22 protein-coding genes are annotated in these 24,831 nt (G+C 66.8%); 12 read left to right on the plus strand and 10 right to left on the minus strand.

Annotated features, from left to right (window positions below; all coding sequences use genetic code 11):
- The first annotated feature begins 238 nt into the window (after positions 1-238).
- Positions 239-3,124 (plus strand): bifunctional YncE family protein/alkaline phosphatase family protein, encoded by a 2,886-nt coding sequence (locus WS45_RS05785; RefSeq protein WP_059698714.1) that lies wholly within the window; start codon positions 239-241, stop codon positions 3,122-3,124.
- A gap of 349 nt (positions 3,125-3,473) precedes the next feature.
- On the opposite strand, the gene WS45_RS05790 is transcribed toward WS45_RS05785, so the two are convergent.
- A complete protein-coding gene (locus WS45_RS05790; protein WP_082721856.1) occupies positions 3,474-3,629 on the minus strand; it encodes a DUF3309 family protein in 156 nt (51 codons plus the stop codon).
- A gap of 212 nt (positions 3,630-3,841) precedes the next feature.
- Here WS45_RS05790 and WS45_RS05795 point away from each other — a divergent pair, with 212 nt between their 5' ends.
- The 6 genes from WS45_RS05795 to WS45_RS05820 all read left to right on the plus strand — a co-directional run bounded on the left by WS45_RS05795 (position 3,842) and on the right by WS45_RS05820 (position 9,434).
- Positions 3,842-4,516, plus strand: coding sequence for a histidine phosphatase family protein (locus tag WS45_RS05795; RefSeq protein WP_059698716.1), 675 nt, complete (start codon positions 3,842-3,844; stop codon positions 4,514-4,516).
- A gap of 20 nt (positions 4,517-4,536) precedes the next feature.
- Positions 4,537-5,568: a phosphotransferase gene (locus tag WS45_RS05800; protein ID WP_059698718.1), complete on the plus strand. Its 1,032-nt coding sequence runs from the start codon at positions 4,537-4,539 to the stop codon at positions 5,566-5,568.
- A 66-nt stretch (positions 5,569-5,634) separates the two neighbouring features.
- Positions 5,635-6,399, plus strand: coding sequence for an SDR family oxidoreductase (locus tag WS45_RS05805; protein WP_059692730.1), 765 nt, complete (start codon positions 5,635-5,637; stop codon positions 6,397-6,399).
- A 7-nt stretch (positions 6,400-6,406) separates the two neighbouring features.
- On the plus strand, positions 6,407-7,165 hold the full coding sequence (locus WS45_RS05810) for an SDR family NAD(P)-dependent oxidoreductase (RefSeq protein WP_059698719.1): 759 nt from the start codon (positions 6,407-6,409) through the stop codon (positions 7,163-7,165).
- A gap of 39 nt (positions 7,166-7,204) precedes the next feature.
- On the plus strand, positions 7,205-8,449 hold the full coding sequence (locus tag WS45_RS05815; protein WP_059698721.1) for an acyl-CoA dehydrogenase family protein: 1,245 nt from the start codon (positions 7,205-7,207) through the stop codon (positions 8,447-8,449).
- 79 nt (positions 8,450-8,528) lie between these two features.
- Positions 8,529-9,434: a LysR family transcriptional regulator gene (locus WS45_RS05820; RefSeq protein ID WP_059698723.1), complete on the plus strand. Its 906-nt coding sequence runs from the start codon at positions 8,529-8,531 to the stop codon at positions 9,432-9,434.
- 30 nt (positions 9,435-9,464) lie between these two features.
- Here WS45_RS05820 and WS45_RS05825 read toward each other — a convergent pair whose 3' ends face one another.
- The 4 genes from WS45_RS05825 to WS45_RS05840 form a co-directional block, all read right to left on the minus strand.
- Positions 9,465-10,598: a J domain-containing protein gene (locus WS45_RS05825; RefSeq protein WP_059698725.1), complete on the minus strand. Its 1,134-nt coding sequence runs from the start codon at positions 10,596-10,598 to the stop codon at positions 9,465-9,467.
- Between the two features lie 116 nt (positions 10,599-10,714).
- Positions 10,715-13,081, minus strand: coding sequence for a DNA polymerase II (locus tag WS45_RS05830; protein ID WP_059698727.1), 2,367 nt, complete (start codon positions 13,079-13,081; stop codon positions 10,715-10,717).
- A 197-nt stretch (positions 13,082-13,278) separates the two neighbouring features.
- The gene (locus tag WS45_RS05835; RefSeq protein WP_059698729.1) at positions 13,279-14,925 is read right to left on the minus strand and encodes an EAL domain-containing protein; all 1,647 of its coding nucleotides are present in this window, start codon (positions 14,923-14,925) and stop codon (positions 13,279-13,281) included.
- 353 nt (positions 14,926-15,278) lie between these two features.
- Positions 15,279-15,590: a hypothetical protein gene (locus tag WS45_RS05840; RefSeq protein WP_059698731.1), complete on the minus strand. Its 312-nt coding sequence runs from the start codon at positions 15,588-15,590 to the stop codon at positions 15,279-15,281.
- A gap of 371 nt (positions 15,591-15,961) precedes the next feature.
- On the opposite strand from WS45_RS05840, the gene WS45_RS05845 reads away from it, so the two are divergent.
- Both WS45_RS05845 and WS45_RS05850 read left to right on the plus strand, forming a co-directional pair.
- Positions 15,962-16,243, plus strand: a complete 282-nt coding sequence (locus WS45_RS05845; protein WP_059533626.1) for a hypothetical protein — start codon at positions 15,962-15,964, stop codon at positions 16,241-16,243.
- A gap of 41 nt (positions 16,244-16,284) precedes the next feature.
- A complete protein-coding gene (locus tag WS45_RS05850) occupies positions 16,285-16,536 on the plus strand; it encodes an energy transducer TonB family protein (protein ID WP_059447486.1) in 252 nt (83 codons plus the stop codon).
- Positions 16,537-16,710: 174 nt separating this feature from the next.
- On the opposite strand, the gene WS45_RS05855 is transcribed toward WS45_RS05850, so the two are convergent.
- Positions 16,711-17,145 (minus strand): phosphatase, encoded by a 435-nt coding sequence (locus tag WS45_RS05855; protein ID WP_059698733.1) that lies wholly within the window; start codon positions 17,143-17,145, stop codon positions 16,711-16,713.
- A 324-nt stretch (positions 17,146-17,469) separates the two neighbouring features.
- Positions 17,470-18,828 carry an NAD(P)/FAD-dependent oxidoreductase gene (locus WS45_RS05860; RefSeq protein ID WP_059692603.1) on the minus strand — a complete coding sequence of 453 codons (1,359 nt, stop codon included), beginning with the start codon at positions 18,826-18,828 and terminating at the stop codon, positions 17,470-17,472.
- A 100-nt stretch (positions 18,829-18,928) separates the two neighbouring features.
- Here WS45_RS05860 and WS45_RS05865 point away from each other — a divergent pair, with 100 nt between their 5' ends.
- A complete protein-coding gene (locus tag WS45_RS05865; RefSeq protein WP_059698735.1) occupies positions 18,929-19,882 on the plus strand; it encodes a LysR family transcriptional regulator in 954 nt (317 codons plus the stop codon).
- A gap of 48 nt (positions 19,883-19,930) precedes the next feature.
- On the opposite strand, the gene WS45_RS05870 is transcribed toward WS45_RS05865, so the two are convergent.
- Complete coding sequence (locus WS45_RS05870) at positions 19,931-20,128, minus strand: hypothetical protein (RefSeq protein WP_059698737.1); 198 nt, start codon at positions 20,126-20,128, stop codon at positions 19,931-19,933.
- A gap of 193 nt (positions 20,129-20,321) precedes the next feature.
- Between WS45_RS05870 and WS45_RS05875 the strand changes: the two genes are divergently transcribed.
- The gene (locus WS45_RS05875) at positions 20,322-21,245 is read left to right on the plus strand and encodes an AraC family transcriptional regulator (RefSeq protein WP_059698739.1); all 924 of its coding nucleotides are present in this window, start codon (positions 20,322-20,324) and stop codon (positions 21,243-21,245) included.
- Positions 21,246-21,387: 142 nt separating this feature from the next.
- Positions 21,388-22,275 (plus strand): NmrA family NAD(P)-binding protein, encoded by an 888-nt coding sequence (locus WS45_RS05880; RefSeq protein ID WP_059698741.1) that lies wholly within the window; start codon positions 21,388-21,390, stop codon positions 22,273-22,275.
- A 25-nt stretch (positions 22,276-22,300) separates the two neighbouring features.
- On the opposite strand, the gene WS45_RS05885 is transcribed toward WS45_RS05880, so the two are convergent.
- Complete coding sequence (locus WS45_RS05885) at positions 22,301-23,503, minus strand: benzoate/H(+) symporter BenE family transporter (RefSeq protein WP_059698743.1); 1,203 nt, start codon at positions 23,501-23,503, stop codon at positions 22,301-22,303.
- A gap of 229 nt (positions 23,504-23,732) precedes the next feature.
- Positions 23,733-24,758 (minus strand): fatty acid desaturase, encoded by a 1,026-nt coding sequence (locus tag WS45_RS05890; RefSeq protein ID WP_059533643.1) that lies wholly within the window; start codon positions 24,756-24,758, stop codon positions 23,733-23,735.
- Positions 24,759-24,831 lie beyond the last annotated feature (73 nt).

Here is a 24,831-nt window from a genome sequence, read left to right on the forward strand (position 1 = left end):
CGATGGCTGTCATCGAAACGCCTTCGCTGTAACCATGTGTAATAAGCCGGCCCGCAACGGAGCCGGTCATCCGCTTGACATTGGGCGGCGATGTAATGCCGGCACGTCGGCGATCGCCGACGCAACGCACTCGATCGATTGGCACAGGCCCTCGCCACCGCGCGGCACGGGCAGACGAGGCCAGGATCATGCCGAACACGTCAAACGGTAATCGCCCCCACAGGTATAGAGGATTCCTATGAGAAATAGCCAGGTCAAGCGCGCGCTCCGACTCGGAGCCGTCATGTCGGCCGTGCTGCTTGCGTCGCACGCGCATGCGGAAGGTTTCAACACCGCCGACGCCACCCGCGTGCCGAGCGGTCAGTTCGTCACGCCGCTCGCCGTGCGCGGCGCGGTCCAGCAATTCCTGAATCCGGGGTTGCCGGCCTATCCGCATTTCGTCGCGGGGGAAGCGGTGCGCTCGCAATTGAGCCCGGACGGCAAGACGCTGGCGATCATCACCGCCGGCCAGAACTCGCTGTACAAACCGGACGGGTCGGTCGACACCGCGGCCTCGACGCAATTCATCTTCCTGTACGACGTCGCTGGCGCGAACAAGACGCGCCCGATGCTCAGGCAGGTGCTTCAGCAGACCAATGCGTTCGTCGGCCTGGCGTTTTCGCATGACGGCAGCAAGCTCTATGCGACCGGCGGCAGCGACGATGCGGTCTACGTCTATGCGCAGCAGGGCGGCGCGTGGGCGCTGTCGACGACGATCGCGCTCGGCCATGCGGGCAAGGGCGTCGGCATCCGCGTGCAGCCGAACGCGGCCGGGCTCGCGTTGTCGGCCGACGGCAAGACGCTCGTCGTCGCGAACAACTACAACGATTCGATCAGCGTGATCGACACCGCGACCAACAACGTGCGTTACGAGCACGACCTGCGTCCGTTCTTCTCCGGCAACGAAGGTCGCAGCGGCGACGCCGGCGGCACGTTCCCGTTCGCGGTCGTGATGAAGGGCAACGGCATCGCGTACGTGTCGTCGGATCGCGATCGCGAGATCGTCGCGATCGACGTGTCGTCGCCGTCTCGAGGCCGGCTGGTCAAGCGCATCAAGCTGGACGGCAACGCGCTCGGCATGACGCTCGACGCGTCGCAATCGCGGCTGTTCGTCGCGCAGGACAATGCAGACCAGGTCGCGGTGATCGACACGAACGCCAACGCGATCGTGACCCGGATCGACGCACGCGCGCCGGCGGGCGTGCTCGCGCACGGCCAGGCGCATACGGGCGCGGCGACGTATGCGGTCACGCTGTCGCGCGATGGCCGCACGCTTTATGCGACCAACGCCGGCGCGAACGAAATCGCCGTCATCCCGCTCGTCGGCGAGCGCGCGTATCGCGTCACCGGCCTGATTCCGACCGCGTTCGAGCCGCACGACGTGACGTTCAGCGCCGACGGCACGTGGATGTACGTGGTGAACGGCAAGAGCACGACCGGCCCGAACCCCGGCCATCTGTTCGGCGCGACCCCCGCGGAGGCCGCCGCGTCGCGCGCATCGAACGAATACCAGTTCCAGCTCGAGCGCGCGTCGCTCGTGAGCGCGCCGGTGCCGGCCGCCAACGAGTTGCCAACGCTGACGCAGCAGGCCGCGCGCAACAACTTCTATCGCCCGGACGACAACGACAGGGACAACGAAGTGATGGGCTTCCTGCGCCGTCACATCAAGCACGTGATCTACGTCGTCAAGGAAAACCGCACGTTCGACCAGGTGCTCGGCGACATCGGCAACGGCGCCAACGGCGATCCGAAGCTGGCCCAGTTCGGCCGCAACATCACGCCGAACTTCCATCGTCTGGCGAGCCAGTTCGTGACGCTCGACAACTTCATGAACCCGGGCGACGGCAGCATGGACGGCTGGTCGTGGGCGCTGCAGGGGCGCGTCACCAACACGGAGACGATCACTCAGCAGATCAACTACGCGGCGGTCAATCGCGGCCTGTCGTACGAGAGCGAGGGCATGAACCGCAACGTGCCGGTCAATTGGGAGTCGGTGCAGCAACGCGATGCGGCGGCCGGGCCGGCCGGCACCACGAACTACAGCAACGCGGCCGCCAGCCTGCCGGGCGGCGCGGCGAACCTGTTGCCCGGCACCGGCAACCATGCGTCGTCCGATGCGCCGTTCGGCCGCCAGCGCGGCTACATCTTCGACGCGGTGCTCGCCGGCGGCGGCACCGTCCGCAACTACGGCTTCCTCGTGAACAACATCGGCAGCATCGGCACGGCGGCGAACCCGATCGTCGATCCGCGCGCGGCCGGCGTCGTCCAGGTCGCCGCGCTCGATCCGCGGCTGGCGTCGATGACCGACGTGTATTTCCGCGGTTTCGACCAGACGTATCCGGACCAATGGCGCCTCAACGAGTGGAAACGCGAGTTCGACCAGTACGTCGCGAGCGGCAACCTGCCGACGCTGTCGCTGGTGCGCCTGTCGCACGATCACATGGGGGCGTTCGGCACGGCGTTCGCCGGCGCGAACACGCCGGAGACGCAGCAGGCGGACAACGATCTGGCGGTTGGCCGGCTGGTCGAGGCCGTCGCGAAGAGTCCGTATGCGAACGACACGCTGATCGTCGTGACCGAGGACGACGTGCAGGACGGCCCCGACCACGTGGATTCGCATCGCGGGCCCGCGTATATCGTCGGGCCGTACGTGAAGCAGGGTGCGGTGATCCGGACGCGCTACAGCCAGGTCAATGCGCTGCGCACCATCGAGGACGTGCTCGGCACGCAGCACATGAACCTGAACACCGCCTACCAGCGGCCGATGACCGACGTGTTCGACGTGCACGGCCCCGCGTCGTGGACTTACACGGCCGTCGCGTCGACGGCGCTGAAGGGCACCGGGTTGCGGCTGGCCGAAGGAGCGGGCGAGAACTTGCTGCAATACGCGGCGGGGCCGGACGTCACGCCGAAGCATGACGCGGCGTACTGGGCGAAGGTCACGGCGAAGTTCGACTTCGACGATGCCGACGAGGTGCCGGCGGATCAGTTCAACCGCGTGCTGTGGAAAGGGATGATGGGCGCGCAGCCGTATCCGAAGCTCAGGGGCGTGATGCAGAAGGTGGCGAGCCGCGACGACGACTGATCGTTCTGCTGCCCGGTGTGGAAGCGGGCTCTCCCGTCAGGAGGGCCCGTTTTTTTACCACATCAAAAGAAAAGCCGGATCGATACTTTTTGCTCAGGATCCGTCGTGCGATGCACAAAATGTGTCGGTCGATGGCGGTGCGGGCCGCAGGTGCGCGGCGCGAGGCGGCCGCATGCACAACGCGCAGGCCGCTGCGTGCGCAATATGCGGTGAAGGATTTCGCCGTCGAATGTCGGCCGGTTGAGGAGCCGCCGATGCCCGGTTGGCATTCCTCGCCGGCTTTTGTAAAGAAGCCACGGCAGCGCGATCGAACGACGCGTGCCCGTTCAACCGGCACGCGCCATCACACTCAAATGTGGCCCAGCAGCACCAGTATCACGACGATGACGACGATCAGCCCGAGGGAGCTCGATGGCCAGTAACCCCAGCTTCGACTGTGCGGCCATGCAGGAAATGCTCCGATCAACAGCAGAATCAGAACGATGATAAGGATTGTACCGAGCATCGCACCCCTCCTGAACTTGTTCGACATAACGGTGCCTGCGAGCGCAATTCCCGTGCCGCCAGGCACGGCCGTCGGCGCGAGCCGGTGACAGCGCGCTGTTTGAATACCGTGAATTCATGCAATGAATACCGTCCGATTCAGAAAATAAATTTCAAAAATGCAAACCCGGTCGCTATGCTGATCCATCGGTTTCCCCCTCAGGCGGGCATGCAATGGCTGAACTTTTTCTGGTGCGGCACGGGCAGGCGTCGTTCGGCACGGACGATTACGACCGGCTGTCCGCGGCCGGCGACCAGCAGGGCGTCTGGCTTGGCGAGTATTTCGCGCGGCAGGGCCTGACGTTCGACCGCGTGATCTGCGGCACGATGAACCGGCATGCGCAGACGGTCGCCGCGATCCTGCGCGGGATGGGCCGCGACGGTGCGCCGGTCGACCGCCATCCCGGCCTGAACGAATACGACTTCCACGGGCTGTTCGCGGCGGCGGCGAACGACTATCCGGAGATCGCGCGGCTCGCGGCCGGCTCGATGAAGGAATACTTTCGCGCGCTGCGGCAGGTGTTGCACCTGTGGGCCGACGACAAGCTCGGCGACACCGCGCCCGAAACCTGGGCGCATTTCCAGCAACGCGTCGCCGACGCCCGCGCCGCGATCCGCCAGGGCGGCAGCCAGCGCGTGCTCGCGGTGAGTTCCGGCGGCCCGATCGCGGTGACCGTGCAGCAGGTGCTCGCCGCACCGGCGTCGAGCGCGATCGCGCTGAACCTGCAGATCCGCAACAGCAGTCTTTCGCAGTTTTTCTTCAACGCCGAGGCGTTCCACCTCGCGTCGTTCAACGGCATTCCACATTTAGAGGATTCCGAACGACATGCGTGGCGAACCTACGGCTGACCCCACGAACGATCGCGACGATGACGAACCCTTCCCAGCCCCTCGACGTAGCTCGCCTCACGCGCTATCTGGAAGCGCACGTGCCGGGTTTCGAAGGCCCGCTCGACATGGAGAAGTTTGCCGGCGGCCAGTCGAACCCGACCTTCCTGCTGCACGCGAAGAGCGGCCGCTACGTGCTGCGCCGCCAGCCGCCCGGCGAGCTGCTGAAATCCGCGCATGCGGTCGATCGCGAATTCCGCGTGCTGAGCGCGCTGTCGAGGACCGCGGTGCCGGTCGCGCACCCATATCACCTCTGCGAAGACCGCGACGTGATCGGCAGCCTCTTCTACGTAATGAGCTTCGAGGACGGCCGGATCTTCTGGGATCCGGCGCTGCCGGAGTTGCCGAAGGCCGATCGTGCGATCTGCTACGACGCGCTGCTGCGTACGCTGGCCGCGCTGCACGACGTGGACGTCGACGCGGTGGGCCTCGCCGACTACGGTCGCCCCGGCAACTACTTCGAGCGGCAGATCGGCGTGTGGACGAAGCAGTATCGCGCGGCGGAAACGGAGCGCCTCGACGCGATGGAGACGCTGATCGACTGGCTGCCGAAGGCCTGCCCCGAGGACACCGGCCGGCCCGCGCTGGTGCACGGCGATTTCCGGATCGACAACCTGATGTTCGCGCGCGACGACTATCGCGTGCAGGCCGTGCTCGACTGGGAACTGTCGACGCTCGGCAACCCGCTCGCCGATCTCGCGTATTTCTGCATGTGCCTGCGCCTGCCGTCGGGCGGTCAGGTGCGCGGGCTCGCGGGCCAGGATCGTGCCGAACTCGGCATTCCCGACGAAGCGGCGATCGTCGCGCGCTACTGCGAACTGCGCGGGATCGCGCCGATCCGCGACTGGCATTTCTATCTCGCGTTCAGTTTCTTCCGGCTCGCGGCGATCGCGCAGGGCGTGAAGGCGCGCGCGTTGCAGGGCAATGCGTCGAGCGAGCAGGCGCTGCGCGTGGGCGCGATGGCCGGCCGGCTGGCCGAAATGGCGGTCGACGTGATCGGCGCGCATCGCTGACATCGCGGACGTCGTTGGCATCGCCACGCGGCGGCACGAAAAACATCAATGGAGGAGCACAGCAACATGGCAACGAATCTGTTCGACCTGACGGGCAAGATCGCGCTGGTGACCGGCGCGAGCCGCGGCATCGGCGAGGAAATCGCGAAGCTGCTCGCGGCGCAGGGCGCGCACGTGATCGTGTCGAGCCGCAAGCTCGACGACTGCCAGGCGGTCGCGGACGCGATCGTCGCGGCGGGCGGCCGAGCCGAGGCGCTGGCGTGCCACGTCGGGCGGCTGGAGGACATCGCCGCGACCTTCGAGACGATCCGCGGCAAGCACGGCCGGCTCGACATCCTCGTGAACAACGCGGCCGCGAATCCGTATTTCGGGCACATCCTCGATACCGATCTCGCCGCGTATGAAAAGACCGTCGACGTGAACATTCGCGGCTACTTCTTCATGTCGGTCGAGGCCGGCAAGATGATGAAGGCGCAAGGCGGCGGCGCGATCGTCAACACCGCGTCGGTGAACGCGCTGCAGCCGGGCGACCGTCAGGGCATCTACTCGATCACGAAGGCCGCGGTCGTCAACATGACGAAGGCGTTCGCGAAGGAATGCGGCCCGTTCGGCATTCGCGTGAACGCGCTGCTGCCGGGCCTCACGAAGACGAAGTTCGCGGGCGCGCTGTTCGCCGACAAGGACATCTACGAAACCTGGATGGCGAAGATTCCGCTGCGCCGTCACGCGGAGCCGCGCGAGATGGCCGGCACGGTGCTGTATCTCGTGTCGGACGCGGCGAGCTACACGAACGGCGAGTGCATCGTCGTCGACGGCGGTCTGACGATCTGAGCGCGCGATGAAACTCGACAGCTACGCCGGGCAGGCCGTGATGATCACTGGCGCCGCGAGCGGCTTCGGCGCGCTGCTCGCGAGCGAGCTGGCCGCGATGGGCGCGCGGCTCGCGCTCGGCGACCTGAACGAGGCCGCGCTCGAACACGTGGCCGCGCCGCTGCGCGCGGCCGGCGCCGACGTGATCGCGCAGCGCTGCGACGTGCGCATCGAAGCGGAGGTCGCGGCGCTGGTGCAGGCGGCGGTCGCGCGCTTCGGGCGGCTCGACGTCGGCATCAACAACGCGGGCATCGCCCCGCCGCTGAAGGCGCTGATCGAGACCGAGGAAGCCGATCTCGACCTGAGCTTCGCGGTGAACGCGAAGGGCGTGTTCTTCGGAATGAAGCACCAGATTCGCCAGATGCTCGCGCAGCGCGAAGGCGTGATCCTGAACGTCGCGTCGATGGCCGGGCTCGGCGGCGCGCCGAAGCTGGCCGCGTACGCGGCGTCGAAACACGCCGTGGTCGGGCTCACGAAGACGGCCGCGCTCGAATACGCGCGGCACGGCATTCGCGTGAACGCGGTCTGCCCGTTCTACAGCACGACGCCGATGGTCACCGACAGCGACATCGGCGATCGCCAGGATTTTCTCGCACAGGGCTCGCCGATGAAACGGCTCGGCCGCCCCGAGGAAATCGTCGCGACGATGCTCACGCTGTGCGCGAAGGAAAACACCTATCTGACCGGGCAGGCCGTCGCCGTCGACGGCGGTGTGTCGGCCTTCTGAACAGAACGAACGGAACACGAAAATCTCGAGGAGTCGATCATGGACTTTGGCTACACCCCGAAAGTGGAAGAACTGCGCGAGCGCGTGCGCGCGTTCATGGACGCGCACATCGTGCCGCGCATCCGGCAGTGGAACGAGGAAGTGCATGCGGGGCAGTATCCCGTGTCGTTCATGGAGACGCTCAAGGCGCGCGCGAAGGCCGAAGGGCTGTGGAACCTGTTCCTGCCGCACCTGAAGGACGACGAGCCGGGCACCGGGCTGACGAATCTCGAATACGCGCCGCTCGCCGAGATCATGGGGCGCGTGGGCTGGGCATCGGAGGTGTTCAACTGCAACGCGCCGGACACCGGCAACATGGAGCTGCTGCACATGTTCGCGACGCCCGAGCAGCGCGAACAGTGGCTGCTGCCGCTCTTGCGCGGCGAGATCCGTTCGGCGTTCGCGATGACGGAGCCCGACGTCGCGTCGTCGGATGCGACCAACATCACGACGCGCATCGAGCGCGTCGGCGACGAATACGTGATCAACGGCCGCAAGTGGTTCATCACGAACGCCGCGCATCCGAATTGCAGGATCTTCATCGTGATGGGCAAGACCGATCCCGACGCGGAGTCGCACCGGCAGCAGAGCATGATCTTCGTGCCGCGCGACACGCCGGGCGTGACGGTCGTGCGCAACATCACGGTGGTCAATCATTACGCGCCCGAAGGGCATTGCGAGATCACGTTCGACAACGTGCGCGTGCCGGCGCGCAACCTGCTCGGCGACGAAGGCAGCGGCTTCGCGCTCGCACAGGCGCGCCTCGGGCCGGGCCGGATTCACCACTGCATGCGTTCGATCGGCGCGGCCGAACTCGCGCTGGAACTGATGATCGACCGCGCGCAGTCGCGCGAGGCGTTCGGCAAGCCGCTGAACCGGCACGGCACGATCGGCGAATGGATCGCGCGCTCGCGAATCGAGATCGATCAGGCGCGCCTGCTGGTGCTGAAGGCCGCATGGATGATCGACAAGGTCGGCGCGAAGGCGGCGCGCAAGGAAATTTCGATGATCAAGGCGCTCGTGCCGACCGTTTACACGGACGTGTGCGACCGCGCGATGCAGGTGTTCGGCGCGATGGGCCTGAGCCCCGATACGCCGCTCGCCGACCTGTGGACCTGGGGCCGCGCGCTGCGCTTCGCGGACGGCCCGGACGAGGTGCATCTGCAGGCGATCGCGCGCATGGAAATCAAGGACGCCGTGCGCGGTTCGACCGAGCCGTACCTGACGCGGCCGCCGCGCGGTTGAGCCGCGCGCCGCGCGGGGAGGCGACGTGGCGGAGCGGGAGACGCATGCCGTATTAAGATGCCGGCAAGGAGATCCGGCGATGCGCCTTTCGAAGATTGATCTGAACCTGTTCGTCGTATTCGAGGCGATCTACAACAAGCGCAACCTGACGCGCGCGGCCGAGGTGCTGAACCTCACGCAGCCGGCCGTCAGCAACGCGCTGGCGCGGCTGCGCAAGACGCTGAACGACCCGCTGTTCGTCAGCACGCCGGCCGGGATGATGCCGACGCCGATGGCCGAAAACATCGTCGGTCGCGTGCGCGAGGCGCTGCAACTGCTCGATTCGAGCGCGCACGAAGGCGACGTGTTCGATCCCGCTTCGTCGGAGCGCGTGTTCCGGCTCAGCATGAGCGACCTGACCGAGGCGCTGCTGCTGCCCGCGCTCGGTGAACTGCTGCAGACGCATGCGCCCGGCATGCACGTGCGCAGCTACACGATGGACCGCCGCGAAGTGGCGACCGCGCTCGCGAACGGCTCCGTCGACATCGCGATCGACGCGCCGCTGATCGGCGATCCGCACCTGCACCAGGCGCTGCTCGTGCGCGACCGCTATGCGTGCATGATCCGCGACGATCATCCGTTCAAGGGCGACACGCTGACCATGGACGACTACCTGTCGATGGGGCACATCCACGTGTCGAGCCGCCGCAAGGGCAGCGGGCACGTCGACGCGGAACTGACGCGCCTCGGGCTGCGCCGCAACATCCAGATGCGCGTGCAGCACTACATGGTCGCGCCGCTGATCGCGATGCGCGGCGATCTCGCGCTGACGGCGCCGCTCAGGCTGCTGCAGCGTTACCCGGCGCGAATTCTCGAACTGCCGTTCGAGATGCCGGGGCTCGAATACTTTTGCTACTGGCATCGCAGCGCCGATCAGGATCAGGGCAGTCGGTGGCTGCGTGAGCAACTGATGATGCTGATGGGCGGGATGGGCGAGCCGCAGTGAAGGGCGCGGCGTGCGCCCGCGCGTGCCGGCTCAATACGAATCGTCGTCGAAGCGCGACGATGCGGACCGGCGCTTCATGTCCTTCACCCAGGCCCTGACCTGATCCGGATCCTCGAATTCGCGCAGCGCGACGGTCAGGTCCTGGTTGCTGCGCTGCATGCCGGCGATGTCGCGCGCGAGCATGCGCAGGACCGTATCGGGCGCGACCTTGGTGGACGACGCGATGCCGTAGCTCCGCCGAAAATCGTTCTCGACGTGCCGGATCTCCTGATCGAGTTCGCGCAGTTGTTCCTCGAGGATGCCGTTGTAGCGCGCGAGCCGCGCTTCGCCGAGGCCGTCGATCGCGCGCCGATCGATCTGTTCGATCTCCAGCTGCAGTTCCAGCAGTTGCAGCAGGTTGCCCTTCTCGTAAGCGCGGTTGACTCGCTGCATCAGCGCGGTCTTGCGTTGCTGTTCCTGCGGATCGGTTTCGCGATCGGGGTGCAGCGCGCTCGCGAGCTTGCGATAGATCTCGCGGATCGATTTGTTCGATTCGGCCTGCTCGGCCTCGATCTTGGCCTGCGCGGCCGACTGCTTCGGCGATTTCTTGCGTTTTGCGCGCTGGGCCTCGCGGGCCGCGTGAGCGGCCATGTCGCGCTCGAACTGTGCGTCGAGTTCGGCCTGCATCCGTTCGGCGAGTTCGTCGGGCGACAGTGAGTCGAGATCCTCGGCCGGTTGCGATTGCGGTTGGGGCTCCCGTTCCGGTTCCGGTTCCGTCGGCTCGGGCTCGGCCGCGACGTTGCCGACGTGCGCCGATTCCGCGTGCCGGTTGAAAATGACCTTCAACGCCGCGTCGTCGCTGACGTTCAGCAGGTCGCGCGCCATGTCGGCGATCAGGTCGGACAGCATGCGCTGCTCGGCCTTGCTCAAGCCTTTTCGCAGGAACGTGTCGTCGAGCAGATGAATCAGCCGGATCCGCAGCGCCGTCGCTTCCTGTTCGAGCGGCAACAGCCCGTCGACGAACTTCTTCTGGAACGCCGGCATCACGGCTTCCCACGCGCCGAGCCGCTCGCGCCGCTTTTCGATGTGCTCGACGAGCGTATTGAAGGTTTGCTGGGCTTTCGACAGGCTGGCTGTCTCGTGACCGGGCGCGATGGCGACCGCGGCACCGCGACGTGCGGTCATGATGAATCTCCTCCGGCCGCGGCAAGGGGGCGCGGCAGGCCGGTATTTTAGCCGGCATCTCCGTGGCCGGCGGCGGGGCGGACGGCTCGGGGAGCCGTGCACGCCGCGCGGCAAGCTCAGAACAACTGCCCCTGCCCCGAGATCACGCGTTCGAAATCGTCGCGCAGGAACGGCAGGATCGCATCGGCGACCGGCTGCAACTGACGGCTCACGTAGAACGCGTAGTCGATCGGCGAACGCATCGTTTCGAGCGGCTCCGGGCCGGCCGTCGTCATCACGTAGCTGATCCAGCCGCCGCGCTGGTATTGCAGGGGCCGGCCGCGCGCCTGGTTGAATTCGTCGGCGATCCGCGCGGCGCGCACGTGCGGCGGCACGTTGCGCTGATATTCGCTCAACGGCCGGCGCACGCGCTTGCGATAGATGAGTTGCGCGTCGTATTCGCCGGCCAGCGTGCGGCGCACGTAGTCGCGAATGAAATCCTGGTACGGCTCGCGCTTGAACACGCGCCGGTACAGTTCGCGCTGGAATGCCTGCGCGAGCGGCGTCCAGTCGGTGCGCACGGTTTCGAGCCCTTTGAACACGAGGTCCTCGCCGCCGTTCGCCGCGAGCGCGAGGCCCGCGTAGCGCTTCTTGCTGCCTTCCTCCGCGCCGCGCACGGTCGGCATCAGGAAGCGCCGGTAATGCCGCTCGTACTGCAGTTCGAGCGCGCTTTCCAGCCCGAAGCGATCGCGCAGGTGCGCCTGCCACCAGCGGTTCACGTGGTCGACGAGCGCGCGGCCCTTGGCGGCGGCCGCGTCGTCATCGTGCTCGCGCCCGAGCCAGACGAAGGTCGAATCGGTATCGCCGTAGATGACTTCGTAGCCCTGCGCCTCGATCAGCTCGCGCGTGCGATGCATGATCTCGTGGCCGCGCATCGTGATCGACGACGCGAGGCGCGGATCGAAGAACCGGCAGCCGGTCGAACCGAGCACGCCGTAGAACGAATTCATGATGATCTTCAGCGCCTGCGACAGCGGCGCGTTGCGCTGGCGTTTCGCTTCGTCGCGGCCTTCCGACACGCGCCGCACGATGTCGGGCAGGCAATGCGCGGTGCGCGAGAAGCGCGCGCCGAGAAAGCCCGGCACCGACGTGTCGTCGCCCGGATGCGCGAGCCCCTCGATCAACCCGACCGGGTCGATCAGGAACGTGCGGATGATCGACGGATAAAGGCTCTTGTAATCGAATACGAGCACCGAGTCGTACAACCCGGGCCGCGAATCCATCACGAAGCCGCCGGGGCTGTTCTGGCCCGTCACGTCGCCGAGGTTCGGCGCGACGTAGCCGAGCCGGTGCATGCGCGGCAGGTACAGGTGCGTGAACGCGGCGACCGAGCCGCCGGTGCGATCGGCCGCGAGGCCCGTGACGGTCGCGCGTTCGAGCGCGAAGGACAGCAGGTCGGCCTTGTCGAAGATGCGCGTGACGAGTTCGCAGTCCTTCAGGTTGTAGCGCGCGAGCGCGGGTTTGTCGTGATCGAAGCGGCGCTGGATCTCGTCCATTCGCTGATACGGGTTGTCGATCGACTTGCCTTCGCCGAGCAGCGACTGCGACACGTATTCGAGGCTGAACGACGGGAACGTCCACGTCGCCGATTTCAGCATGTCGATGCCGTCGAGGATCAGGCGGCCGGCCGCGCCCGCGAAGAAATGGTCGGGCTGCTGGCCGTGCGCGCGCCACTCGAGCACGCTGCCGCCGCGGCCGAGCTTCAGCGGCACGCCGTATTGCTCCGAATGCGCATGGAGGATGCGCAGGTCGAACTGCACGAGGTTCCAGCCGATCACCGCATCGGGATCGTGTTCATCGAACCAGTCGTTGAGGCGTGTGAGGATCTCGGCCCGGCTGTCGCAGTAGTCGAGGCGGAAGTCGATGGCCGGCGCGTCGCCGTTCGGTGGGCCGAGCATGTAGACCTGTCGCTGTCCGCAGCCTTCGAGCGCGATCGAATACAGCTCGCCGTGGACGCTCGTCTCGATGTCGAGCGACACGCAGCGCAGTGCCGGCCGATAGTCGGTCGCGGGTTTCAGTTCGGCGTCGGTCAGCGTGCCGTCGCGGCCGGCCGTGCCGCGAAACAGCACGGGTGCGGTAATGAAGCGCTCCATCGCGTAGCGATCGGGCGGCTGCACGTCGGCTTCGTAGACGTCGACGCCGGCCGCGGCGAGGCGTTTCTGGAGGCCGGACAGGTGGCGGTAGCGACGGCAGTAGAGGCCGGCCACCGCGCGCTGCCGGAAGTCGCGCAGCGCGAGCGGGCGCAGTTCGGCATCGCGTTCGCCGGCGAGCGCGCGTTCGGCGAGCGCCTGCTGCTCGGCCGGCACGAACGCGACGGCTTCCTGCGGGCGCAGCCGCACGCGGCGCGGACCGTGTTCGGTTGCCAGCCAGAACTCGATCTCGATGCCGGATGCGGTGTCCCGCCAGTGGCGGGTGAGGATGAAACCCTGCTCGAACGCCGTCAAAACGCTTGCTCGTCGTGGATGCCCAGGCGGCGGATTTTAGCGCCTCTCGCGCGGTTCCCGCCGAAGGGCGCGTCGATGGCATCAGGTGGCAGGAAGCCGCCGCGCGATCCGCCACGCAGCGCATCGACCGCGTGCAGACCGGACGACGCGTGTGCGTCACGTATTCGTCTGCCGAGCGTTCCGCGCCGCTGCGGCATTCAAGCCGGCATCGGCGCGAAATTCCGCTTCAGGTGTTCCGCTCGCCGTGGCCGCTGATAGAGATAACCCTGCGCGTACTGAATCCCGACCGCATGCAGCGCGCGATGCTGCTCTTCCGTCTCCACGCCCTCGGCAATGATCTTCAGGCCGTAATGGTGCGCGACCGCCGCGATCCCTTCGATCAGTTTCGCGTTGCCCGTCGTGAGCTGCGAGATGAACTGTCGATCGATCTTCACGTAGTCGAACGGAAAGCGCGACAGCATGTCGAGGTTGCTGTGATGCGTGCCGAAGTCGTCGATCGCGAACTTCGCGCCTTTCGCGCGCAGCGTGGCGAACATCTCGGTGGTGCGCGGATTCTTCTCGAGCAGGATGCGCTCGGTCACTTCGAGCACCAGCGTGCAACCCGGTGGAAGCCGGCCGATCGTGTCTTCGACGACGGACACGAAGCGGGCGCGTTCGAGATCCTTCGGCGCGACGTTGATCGCGATGCGCAGCGGCATCGATGGCGCGAGTGCGGTCAGCTCCGACACGGCCGTCCGAAGCACGAACTCGGTCACCTTCGGCAGGACCGCACTCGACTCGACCTGCGGCACGAACACGGCCGGACTGATGGCTCCCCATTTCGGATGGTGCCAGCGCAGCAGCGCCTCGACGCCGACGGTCCGGCGCGTTTCGACGTCGACGATCGGCTGGTAGACGACATGAAATTCGTTGCGCTTCAGCGCATTGCGAACGGCCTTCAGCAACAGCCGGCGCGGCGCTATTGCGAGCAGGTATGCGGCCGCGACGAGGCCGTTGACCAGCAGCGCGATCGTCAGGCAGATGAGTCGGTAGCGCCGCTGCACCTGCGAAACGTAGGGTTCCGCCGAGGTGACGGAGACCGTGAACGGCCAGGCGTTCGACGCGATCTTGCTGCCGGTGGCCGGCGCCGCGCCGAATGACGGCACGAACGCGCCATGCTGATCGATGCTGCCCGCACCCTCGATCGACAGCGTGGCCGTTTCCGCCCCGAAGCGGGTCCCGTGCGCGAGCATGTCCGCCACATAGTCGCCCTCGACCACATAAAGGACGCCGGAGTCGGGCGCGGTCGCGCGAAACGCCGCCAGCACCGGAACGTTCTGCTGAAACGGCGTCTGCCGAAGCAGCGTGATGGCCGTCATCCCCGGCGCGGGCGCGTGAATGTACGCGTCGAGCGGGACGTCGATCGCGCCCAGCGCCGACGAGCACGTGACGCGACCGCCGTTCGCCAGCCCGACGGCCCGAAGATAGCGCAGGTGAGTGCCTACTTCGGCGAGCGTCCTGAAGATCGTCGTGCAGGGCCGCCCGACCAGCGCGTTCAGCTCATTCGGGTGCCGCGAGCGAATCCCGTCGAGGATGCGGTCGACCGATATCACGATGTCGTTCGCGACGTCGCGTTCGTGCCGTGCAATCGAGTCGCGCGCCAGGCGCCCTGCAACGACGAGCGCCAGCATGAACACGAGAATGCAGACGATCAGGGCGCCGGGAAAGACGACATGCGGCCACGCGCCGCTGCGCTGGAACGCGGGCTTCGGGCGCGGTGCGAGCGCGGCGGGTCCTCGGGTCGTACTTGTTGTTGTGCGCATGTGAATGCAGGTCGAACCGGTCGATGGCTTGGCGCGAGGCATTCGCCGTGCCTGGCCGGGGCACCGCGGCTCGCGCCCATATCGGGACGCAAATCGATTCTACGCTCGCGAAACGCACGAAGCGACAGCGCGGCGAGCACAGGATTCGAGGCGCTTTCTCGTAACATACATCGACAACGCATGTATATCGGTATCGCACGCCCAAAAAAAACCCGGCCGCATCGGTATGCAGCCGGGACAGAAGTCACCGTCTCTTGGCACGAGGATGGTGCGCGGCAAGTATAAGGCGTGTCCCACCTTATTACGAAATATTGCTACCCAAAATGTAGATAAATATCGAGATTGATGCTTGGTGAGAAATATTTGCGCCGCGCGTCATTTCCGGCGGCCGTGCTTCAGAAGTCGTTGCGCATCTTGTGGAGCAGGTCGCGGGGCGATTGATGCGTGTCCACGGCGGTGAGGACGTCGGTCAGGAACCACGGCAGGTTCAGCTGCGTATCGGAATCGCCGACGCAGATGCGGATCGGCGGCGCCTTCGATGCCGCGCGGGAGCCGGGCGCGGTGCCGGCGGACGTCGAGGACGGCACGCAGTTTCTCGCTTGCTGCGCAACCGGCGCGGCGGCATTGTCCGTCGCGGTGCCGGCGACCGCCGGCAAGCCGACGGCGGCAAGCAGGATCAGGATGGCGAAAGGAGCGGCGCGTTTCATGTGATTCTCCGGCGATGCACGTTCGACACCGCCGGCGGGCCCAAGTTCGGCAAGCCGCCGAGGCCCCGCAGGCGCGACGACATGGGCATGTCCGATGCGTTCGAACGCGCTGCGTGAGCGGTCTCGCGCACCGGATCGATCGTTCAAACGTCAAGAATCGTTTGGATCACTCGTCAGACGCTTGCGATGCCGAATGCGCTCATTTATCGTGCCGCCACGACGGCGCCGATACCGGGCGTCGAGCCAGTTCGCAAGGAGCATTCGTCATTACCGCATTCAATCGTCGCACGCAAATTCGTGCCTTTCTCGTCGCATCGGTCGCGTATCTCAACCTGTCGCAGCCCGCGTCGGCGGCCTATACGGAATCGTGGATGAGCGACCACGACGTCAAGGAATACGCACATCAGATCAAGCATTCGCCCGTGGCGGCGAGCGGTGTGACGGCCGTGAAGCCGGGGCGGCAAACCGGCTCTTCGCGGTCGAATGCGCCGGCCGCGGCGCACGCCGACGCGAAACCCGTGTCGAAGGCGCACGCGGCGCCCGCGAAGACCCGCAAGGTCGAGCATGCGGTCGGCATCGATCCGAAGGCGCCCGTCGTCGCGAAGCCGAAGGCCGTGCGGACGGCGCACAAAACCGCGGCCGTCCAGCATTGACGCCGCGATAACCGACGCATTCGACCTTCACGGAGAATCTCATGTCGCTGATGGACCGCCTGCTGTCACGCGGCGTGCAGAACGGCACGTCGAGAAGGCGCGTGATCGTGCGTGTCTGGCTCGACGAGCACGGGCGTGTCCGCGATCTCAAGGTCAGGCGCAGTTGCGGCGACGCCGCGCTCGACGAGAAGGCGCTTCACGCGATTGCCGTGATGCGCTTCCCCGGCGGTCACCTCGGCTCGGGTGGGAAATCGGCGAAGCGCTGGCACGATCTCGACTACCCGGTGGACTGACGACGCGTCACGGACAGCCGTAGCAGCACTTCAATTTCCTGCAATCGTAGACGTGGCTTCGCGCGGCAATCGTCGAGCCATCGCACGCTGCCTGAAAATCCGACTCGCGTGCGATGCGCAGCATCTTCACGATGAACCGCGAGCCGTTTCGATGCGCGTATGCAGGTGCTCAGGTCAGTGCAGGTCTGCCGATGCGATCGAGCGCATCGTGTCGGTGATGCGCACGCAACGCGACAGGCCGAACGTCTCGGCTTCGCGGCGTTCCGGTTCGCTGCTCGCGACGGCCACCGCGCGCTCGGGCGGCACGCCCAGCGCCTGCAGCGCGACGTCGAATGGATGCTGATTTGCTACGGAGTCCTTCTGATGAGCGTCGGTCACGACGACCGAGAAGCGGTCGAGGTTCGCGCGGCCGAACTGGCCTTCGAACATGTCGCTGAGCCGGGCGGCAGGCAGCGTCGTGACGAGACCGAGTCGATATCCTTGCTCCGACGCGCTGTCGAGCCACTGGATGATCGCATCGCGCTGGTTGCGCGATTCGTGGGAATCCGGTGTCGCTTCGATCTGAGCGAATGCGGCGTCGAGACGGGTGACGATGGCTTCGATGACCACGGTGATTCCTCTCCTGAGACGTGACGATCCGTTCGCGGACGGGAATGCCGCACACATTAGCGTCGATCCGGAATATGCGACCAATTAATATTTATATCCGACTCATACGATTCGACTAATGAATGGGGCGCTGAGCCAGCGCTGGCGCGGGATGCATGTGAGGGCGTGTTTTCCGGATGATCTGCATCGTATCGACGCGCTTCGACGTGATGCACCAAAGGCGCGCACGAAATGAATGCACCCGATGTGTGCAGATGAAAAAACGGCGTATGGGGCGAGATGCGCCCGATACGCCGTCTTGCGATGCCGCGTGGCGGTCGGCGATCAGTGCAGCTTGATCGACGGCTGGTTGCGGCTTTGCAGCCAGTGGCTCAGCGACTGGAACAGCGCGCGCTTCAGTCCGTACACGCTGAACAGATGCTTGCGGTACAGGAACTTGTACAGCCCGATCGCGGCGAGCCCGTCGACGATCAGCGAGCGCGAACGCACGCCGAGGTCGGCCTGATACACGGCGCCCGCTTGGCCGAGCGACACGACGGTGCCCGCATCGCGGAACGTGAAGCCCGACACCGGCTTGCCGGCGAGGCGCCGCGCGAGCGCATCGCCGAGATACACGGCCTGCTGGTGCGCGACCTGCGCGCGCGGCGGCAGGAAACCGCTCGCATCGGCCGACGGGCATGCAGCGCAGTCGCCGAACGCATACACGTGCGGATCGTCGGGCGTCTGCAGCGTGTCGGTCACGATCACCTGGTTCGACCGGTTGAGCGCGATGTCGCCCAGTTCCCGCAGGATCGCGGGGCCCGCGACGCCGGCCGCCCAGATCGTGATGTCGCTCGCAAGCCGCTCGCCCGTCGCGGTCATGACCGCGTCCGCGCCCACTTCCGCGACGCGTGTATCCGTCAGTACGTCGACGTTCAGCGTGCGCAATTGCGCGTGCATCCTGGCCGACAGCCTTGCGTCGAGCGCCGGCAGGATGCGCGGGCCGCCTTCGATCAGCCGGATGTGCACGTCGCGCGCGGACACCAGCGCCTTGAAGCGATACGTCGTCAGCTGCTGGATCGCGTGGCGCAGCGCCGCGGCCAGTTCGACACCCGTCGCGCCCGCGCCGATCACGTTGATGCAGATCGGTGCCGCGCGGTGCGCCGGCTGCTGCTCGGCCAGGTGGTTCGCCTTCGTGCAGGCGGCCAGGAACTTGCGGCGGAAATCCTCGGCCTGGTCGAGATTTTCGAGCGGCAGCGCGTGCCGCGCGGCGCCCGGCACGTTGAAGAAGTTCGTCACGCTGCCGACGGCCAGCACCAGATCGTCGTAGCCGAGCTCGCGTTGCGGCAGGATCTCCGTGCCGTCCGCGTCCTGCACCGGCGCGATCGTCGCCGTGCGTGCCGCGCGGTCGACCTGCTGCAACGCGCCCTGCACGAAGCGGAAGCCGTGGCGCTTCGCCTGCGCCGCGTATTCGATCGTGTGCGAGGCCGGATCGCGATGGCCGGATGCGGCTTCGTGCAGCAGCGGCTTCCAGAAGTGCGTCGGGTAGCGGTCGACGAGCACGACGTCGGCTTGCCCGCGGCGGCCGACCGTGTCGCCGAGACGCGTGGCGAGCTGCAGGCCGCCGGCGCCGCCGCCGACGATCACGATGCGCGGCACGCGCGGTGCGCGATCCGTTGCAAGGGTAGGCGTGATGTGGTCCATGTTGTGGCTCCCGCTGATGACGATTCGGATGACATTGCTCAAGAACCGACGATATAGTTTTGAACCTACGCGAACAATTTAATGTTTATAAGCGACTCATATGTATTCACTTATAGGAAAGACCGCGACGTTCCGGCAGCTCAAGGCGCTGGACATGATCGCGCGGCTCGGCAGCGTGTCGCGCGCGGCCGAGGAGCTGAACCTGACGCAGCCGGCCGTGTCGCTGCAGGTTCGCCTGCTCGAGGAGGCGGTGGGCGCCGCGTTGCTGCAGCGGGTGGGGCGCGGCGTGCAGCTGACTGCCGCCGGTGAAATCGTGGCGCGCTATGCGCGCGAGATCCTGCATCTATGGAGCGAGGCCGGCGACGAAGTGGCCGCGCTGACGGGCGACCTCGGCGGCACGCTGCGGATCGGCGCGATCACGACGGCCGAATACCTGATTCCGCCGCTGCTGGTGAAATTCACCGCGACGCGACCGCACGTGAAGACCTATTTCAAGGTCGGCAATCGCGACGACATCATCCGCATGCTCGCGACGCATGAAATCGATCTCGCGGTGATGGGCAGCGCACCGAAGGAGCTGCGCACGCACGCGGTCGAGTTCGCGAAGCATCCGATGGTGTTCGTCGCGGCGCCGGGCCATCCGCTGATGCGGCGCAAGCGCGTCGCGCTGAAGGATCTCGAATCCGCGCATCTGCTCGTGCGCGAACGCGGCGCGGGCACGCGCTCGACCGTCGAGAGCCTGTTCAAGACGGCCGGCTACCGCTTCCATGTGGGCTCCGAACTGTCGAGCAACGAGGCGATCAAGCAGATGGCCGAAGCGGGGCTCGGCGTCGCGTTCCTGTCGTTGCACGCGTGTGCACTCGAATTGCGCACGGGGCTGCTCGGGCAACTGCCGTTTCCGGGCAACCCGATCGAGCGCGAATGGTATGTGGTCACGCTCGCCGACCGGCGGATCTCGCAGGTGACGGGGCTGTTTCGCGACTTCCTGATCAAGCAGGGCGCGCCGGTGATCGACGGCGCGACGGTCGCGCCGCACGAGCGGCGGCGCAAGTAGGCGCACGCCGGGACGCGGGCGGCGTGCGCGAGCCGTGCGTGCCGTCGGTCAAACGAGCCCGAAGTCGTCGTTGCTGTCGGGAATCGACGCGAGCAGCCGTTCGAGGCGGTACCAGCCGAGCATGCGCAGGCATCGCGCGGCGAAGGCGATCCGGTCGTTGCGGGGAGCGGGGCCGTCGGGACGGCGGGCTGTCCGGGACGGCGAAGAGGGAATGAACGCCGCGCGCAATGGGCAGGAATGGGGCATGACGGTCTCCGTAGGTGTCGGATGAAGCCCATCGTAAGCGCCGCGGCGCCCGTCGGCGCGCACGCAAGGATGCGACGGAGCAGGAACGGATGATCTTTTTCTGCTCGTTGCGGGAATGGCGGCGCGCGCCCGGCAAGCGGCCGGAAAAAGCGTCACAATGCGCGTTCGACCCACGATCTGGTGGAGAAGAACCATGAGCGATCCGATTCTCGCCGCGCCGACCGACAACGGCGTGCCGGTCAGCCTGCGCTCCAGCCGTGGGCTCGGCTGGCGCGGCTTCGGCGCGTCGCTGCTGGAGATTCGCGCGGGTACGTACCGGATTCCGGCGGCCGATCATCACCGCATCGGCGTGCATATCGGCTCGCCCGTGCGCGCGGATTGCGTGTGCGACGGCCAGCGCGTGTCGCGCATCCAGGCGCACGGCGACATCGACGTGATTCCCGCCGGCCTGCCGGGCCAATGGACGGACAGCGCCGACTGCCGGATCCTGCACGTCATGCTCAGCGACACGTTCGTGCGGCGCACGTTCGAGCAACTCGAGCTGAAGCCGTCGCAGGCGCAGATCCGCCGGCGGCTGCAGGTGCGCGATCCGCGCCTGCAACACATCGCGTGGGCGATGGCCGCCGAACTCGAGGCGGAAGACGCGTCCGACCCGCTCTACGCGGAGAGCCTGTGCACGGCGCTCGTCGCGCGACTGGTCGATGGCCAGCCCGTGTTCCGCGAGCGCCGGCGGACGCTCGCGCCGAAGGCGGCGGCGCGCGTGATCGACTATGTCGAGGCCAACCTCGAACGCCGCATGACGCTTGCCGAGCTTGCGGCGCTGGTGTCGATCAGCGTGCCGCATTTCAAGGTGCTGTTTCGCGAGACGCTCGGGATGCCGGTGCATCAGTACGTGGTGCGACGCCGGGTCGAGCGCGCGAAGGCGTTGCTGCTCGAAGGCCGGCTCAGCATCAGCCAGATCGCGCTCGAAGCCGGGTTCGCACATCAGAGCCATATGGCGAACTGGATGAATCGCGTGCTGGGCGCGACGCCGACGGAGGTCGCGCGGTCCGGGGCGCGGGGCGGGCTCCGGCTGGCTTATGACGGGGAGGACGATGCGTCGGCGTCGGATCGATAGCCGCTGACGAACCGGTGGGCCGTGCGATCCGTGCGCGGCCCGGCATTCCGTCATCCTTTCCTGTTCGCATCATCCGCACCTGCGCGCCTTCGCGTTCGCGCACGCCGACAATCACTGCACCTTCATCCTCCAGGAGCGGATCGTGTTCGTGATTTTCGGAGCATCAGGCAACGTCGGCTCGTCGACCGTGACGACCCTGCGCCACGCAGGCCATCCCGTGCGCGCCGTGCTGCGCGACGCACGCCATCGCGAACGTTTCGCGCAACTCGGCTGCGAAGTGGCGATCGCCGACCTGACGGATGCAGGTGCGATCGCCACGGCGATCGACGGCGCGCAAGCCGTGCAGATGCTGTGTCCGGTGCCTGTCGCCGACGGCGACCCGGCCGCGACGATGGCGCGCACGCTCGACGTCGTGACCGGCGCACTCGCCGCGAATCCGCCGCCGGCACTGCTTACGCTGTCGGACTATGGCGCGGAACTTGACGGCAACACGGGCATCACGCGGTTGTTTCATCTGCTGGAAGAGAAGTTGAAGACGGTCACGACCCGACTGACGCTGTTGCGCTCGGCAGAACATCTGCAGAACTGGACTCGCGTATTGCCGGCCGCGCTTGCAACCGGCGTGCTGCCGAGTTTTCACCATCCGGTCGACAAGGTGTTTCCGATGGTGTGGGCGCCCGACGTGGGCGTCGCGGCGGCGCGGCTGCTGCTCGATGCCGCGGAAACCGGCAACGGGCCGCGCATCGTCAGCATCGAGGGCCCGCGGCGCGTGAGCGCGCGGGACATCGCGGAGACGCTCGGCGCAGCCGCGGACCGCGAGATCGTCGCGCGCGAACTGCCGCGCGACGCATGGACCGCGACGCTGCTGCGCGCGGGCCTCAGTGAGCGACATGCGCAGCTGATCGTCGATCTGTACGACGTGCACAACGCGGGGCAGATCGACGTCGAGGCTGGTGTGTCGGAGCGGTTTTACGGGAAGACGACGCTGACCGATGCGCTCGCGCAACTGGTGCGGCAGCACGTGCGATGACAGCGGCGGCGACGCGTGTCGCGCATCACGCCTGCCGCCGCACCCTGCTCAACACCGCATAAGAAAGCGACCCGATCACGATCCCCCAGAACGCGGACCCGAGCCCGAGCCAAGTCATCCCCGACGCAGTCGCGAGGAACGTGATCACCGACGCTTCGCGATGATCCTCATCCTCGAAGATCCCGTGTACGTTCGCACCGATCGCACCGATCAGCGCGAGCCCGGCGAGAATCGCGACGAAAGCCTTCGGCAGTGCAAAGAACAGCGTGACGATCGTCCCCGCGAAGAGCCCGCCGATCAGGTAGATCGCGCCGTTCGCGATGCCCGCGATATAACGCCGGTCCGGATCCTCGTGCGAATCCTTGCCGGTGCACAGCGCCGCGGTGATCGCCGCGACGACGATCGTGATCCCGCCGAAGCACGCGACGACAAGCGACATCACGCTGGTTGCGGTGATGATCGGCCGCGCCGGCGTGTGATAGCCCGAGACGCGCAGGATCGTCATGCCGGGCAGGAACTGGCCGGTGAGACTCACGACGACGAGTGGCAGCGCGAGGCTGAGCGTGGTGCCGAGCGTCCATTCGGGCGCGATGAAGATCGGCCGCGCGATGCTCGGCGATACGTTGCCGAGATGCGCCATCCCGAGCAGCGTCGCGAGCGCGGCGCCGGTCAGCAACACGAGCACGATGCTGTAGCGCGGCAGCAGGCGCTTGAAGATCACGTACGCCGCGATCATCCCGAACCCGAGCACCGGCTGCGCAGTCGCGGCGGAGAACGCATGCATGCCGAACGGCAGCAGGATGCCGGCCATCATCCCGCACGCGATGCCGCGCGGAATGTGGCGCACGAGCCGGTCGAAATAGCCGGTGATGCCGATCACGAGGATGATCAACGCGGCCGTGATGTACGCGCCGACGGCCTGGTTCAGCGTCAGTTGCGGAAAGAGGCCGACGAGCAGCGCGGTGCCGGGCGCCGACCATGCGGTCACGATCGGCACCTTCAGTTTCCAGCTCGCGAAGAGGCCCGACACGCCCGCGCCGATCGAGATCGCCCAGACCCACGATGCCACCATCTCATTGGATACATGCGCGGCCTGCGACGCCTGGAAGAAGATCGCGAGCGGGCCCGCGTAGGAAATCAGCACCGCGAGAAAGCCGGCGGTGACCGCGGAGACGGACCAGTCGTTGCCGATCGAGCGGATCGCGCCGGGCGAGGTGTTCGGTTGCATCGTCGTAGGGGAGTGCGGCGCGCGGCCGGGAGGCTGAGCCGGGGCGAATGATTGTTGGAGGCCCCGGACGATCCGTCATTCTGGGCATTGCCGCCGAAATTGGCAATTTGCCGATGAGGATCGGTGTTGTCGGCTTTTCGTAAGCAATGCGCGTCGCGGCAGCCGCGCGGCCTTGCGCGGGCGTCGCCGCAGCGGGCGCCTTCCCGGCGCAGCGCGACCCGCTCAAGCGTTACGTACTGATCTGAAGATACCCGTCGACCGCGGCGACCTTCGCACCGCTGCCCGTCGACAGCGACGCCGTGCCGTGGTCGAACGGATGCACGGGCCCGTCGGTCGGCGTCCACGCGTGGCGCGCCAGCAGTTCGCGATAGCCGCCGCGGATCACGAAGCCGCCGCATTTCTCCAGATACGCGTCGCGCCGCATCCGGTACGCGCGCGGCAGGTCGTACCACGGCAGCCTCGGCAGGTCGTGATGCACGAGGTGATAGTTGTTGTTCAGGTACAGCAGCCGCATCGCGAAGCCAGCCTCGTTGATGACGATGCGCGCCTTCGGATGCCGCGCGGCGCGGTGCTCGAACAGCGAACGGATCATCGCGAGCGACAGCGCGGGCCACGTGACGGCCAGCAGGTAGTACCACCACGGCACGCCGATCGCCCGCTGCAGCCATGCGAGTAGCGCGCCCACGCAGACGGCGTGCGTCACCCACATCCGCAGATAGCGGAAGTCGCCGCGCCGGAACGCCGCGAATGCGTCGGCGAACATCGCGGCGACGCTCGCCGGCGGCCCGAACACGAGACGTCCGACGAAGGTGGTGCGCGCAACGGTCAGCGCGCGACGCCAGCGCGGCAACCGCGCCCACTGCGCGCGCGATACGTAGTTCGTTTCCGGGTCGACGCCCGGCACGGTCAAGTCCTCGTCGCGGTGATGGTCGAGGTGCGTGTCGCGATAAAGCGTGTACGGATACCAGATCGTCAACGGCGGATAGCCGAGCAGCCGGTTCACGAACGCAGAGCGCGTCGGGTGGCCGTGCAGCAGCTCATGCTGCAGCGACATGTGCCACGCGCCGAGCAGGATCAGCGGCGGTGTCGCGGCCGCGAGCGACAGGCGCTCGGCACGTACGAGCAGCAGCACGGCGAGCCAGCCGCCGTAGATCGCGACGACCAGCAGCCACGTCGGCCACTCGGTGCGGGCAGTGAAGCGGGCGTCGAGTGCGGCGATCGCGCGCGCGTGGTCGACGTCGAAGTATTCGGCCATGGTGCTGGGGCGGGATGTAGCGGGTGATACGGGTGCTGCACGGGTAACGGGTAGCGGACGATCGCGCCGTTGC

Source organism: Burkholderia sp. RF2-non_BP3 (assembly GCF_001522185.1).
Classification (GTDB): Bacteria; Pseudomonadota; Gammaproteobacteria; order Burkholderiales; family Burkholderiaceae; genus Burkholderia; species Burkholderia diffusa.

Bases quoted from the DNA above. Each gene is read 5' to 3' on its own strand.
- WS45_RS05815 (WP_059698721.1), top strand. From the start codon at position 7,205: ATGGACTTTGGCTACACCCCGAAAGTGGAAGAACTGCGCGAGCGCGTG.
- WS45_RS05785 (WP_059698714.1), top strand. From the start codon at position 239: ATGAGAAATAGCCAGGTCAAGCGCGCGCTCCGACTCGGAGCCGTCATG.
- WS45_RS05800 (WP_059698718.1), top strand. From the start codon at position 4,537: ATGACGAACCCTTCCCAGCCCCTCGACGTAGCTCGCCTCACGCGCTAT.
- WS45_RS05885 (WP_059698743.1), bottom strand. From the start codon at position 23,503: ATGCAACCGAACACCTCGCCCGGCGCGATCCGCTCGATCGGCAACGAC.
- WS45_RS05835 (WP_059698729.1), bottom strand. From the start codon at position 14,925: ATGCCTCGCGCCAAGCCATCGACCGGTTCGACCTGCATTCACATGCGC.
- WS45_RS05890 (WP_059533643.1), bottom strand. From the start codon at position 24,758: ATGGCCGAATACTTCGACGTCGACCACGCGCGCGCGATCGCCGCACTC.
- WS45_RS05795 (WP_059698716.1), top strand. From the start codon at position 3,842: ATGGCTGAACTTTTTCTGGTGCGGCACGGGCAGGCGTCGTTCGGCACG.
- WS45_RS05845 (WP_059533626.1), top strand. From the start codon at position 15,962: ATGAGCGACCACGACGTCAAGGAATACGCACATCAGATCAAGCATTCG.
- WS45_RS05870 (WP_059698737.1), bottom strand. From the start codon at position 20,128: ATGCCCCATTCCTGCCCATTGCGCGCGGCGTTCATTCCCTCTTCGCCG.
- WS45_RS05860 (WP_059692603.1), bottom strand. From the start codon at position 18,828: ATGGACCACATCACGCCTACCCTTGCAACGGATCGCGCACCGCGCGTG.
- WS45_RS05840 (WP_059698731.1), bottom strand. From the start codon at position 15,590: ATGAAACGCGCCGCTCCTTTCGCCATCCTGATCCTGCTTGCCGCCGTC.
- WS45_RS05850 (WP_059447486.1), top strand. From the start codon at position 16,285: ATGTCGCTGATGGACCGCCTGCTGTCACGCGGCGTGCAGAACGGCACG.
- WS45_RS05805 (WP_059692730.1), top strand. From the start codon at position 5,635: ATGGCAACGAATCTGTTCGACCTGACGGGCAAGATCGCGCTGGTGACC.
- WS45_RS05825 (WP_059698725.1), bottom strand. From the start codon at position 10,598: ATGACCGCACGTCGCGGTGCCGCGGTCGCCATCGCGCCCGGTCACGAG.
- WS45_RS05875 (WP_059698739.1), top strand. From the start codon at position 20,322: ATGAGCGATCCGATTCTCGCCGCGCCGACCGACAACGGCGTGCCGGTC.
- WS45_RS05865 (WP_059698735.1), top strand. From the start codon at position 18,929: ATGTATTCACTTATAGGAAAGACCGCGACGTTCCGGCAGCTCAAGGCG.
- WS45_RS05820 (WP_059698723.1), top strand. From the start codon at position 8,529: ATGCGCCTTTCGAAGATTGATCTGAACCTGTTCGTCGTATTCGAGGCG.
- WS45_RS05790 (WP_082721856.1), bottom strand. From the start codon at position 3,629: ATGCTCGGTACAATCCTTATCATCGTTCTGATTCTGCTGTTGATCGGA.
- WS45_RS05810 (WP_059698719.1), top strand. From the start codon at position 6,407: ATGAAACTCGACAGCTACGCCGGGCAGGCCGTGATGATCACTGGCGCC.